Genomic DNA, 465 nt, shown 5'->3' on the forward strand with positions numbered 1-465 from the left:
ATCTTGGATGTTGCGAAGAACGACGCCTTCGACCTTGCCATCTTCAAGACCGATCTCAAGTAGCTCGTGATCCATTAGAAATTTAACGCCAGCTGTGATAGCGTCGTCAAGACAGGCGTGCATCAAAACGTGGCCGGTTTTATCAGCTGCATAGTTACAGCGTTTTTTGCTAGCGCCACCCATGAAACGAAATGCCACGTCGCCGTTATCTTTACGAGAAAAGAGCATGCCGTTGTAGTCTAGCTCGTGGATGACTGCGCCTGCTGCTTCGCAAAATTTCACAACTGCATCTTGATCAGCAAGATATGCTGCACCTTTTACAGTGTCATACGCGTGAAGCTTGAAGCTGTCGCCGTTGCTAAAGTCAGTAACGCCGTTTATACCGCCCTCTGCCATACAAGTCGCGTTACGTGATGGCATCATCTTTGTAGCGACAACGACAGTTGAGTTTGGATATTGCTTGCG

The 465-nt window shown here is 48.4% G+C and carries 1 protein-coding gene; it reads right to left on the reverse strand.

The genetic code is table 11. The annotated features are described in order from the left end of the window. Positions 1-465: FAD-dependent oxidoreductase (locus CYP05_RS03385; protein ID WP_141090271.1), on the reverse strand; the 465-nt coding region annotated here is incomplete at both ends.

Origin of the sequence: Campylobacter concisus (genome assembly GCF_002913545.1) — a bacterium.
In the GTDB taxonomy this organism is placed as follows: domain Bacteria; phylum Campylobacterota; class Campylobacteria; order Campylobacterales; family Campylobacteraceae; genus Campylobacter_A; species Campylobacter_A concisus_AV.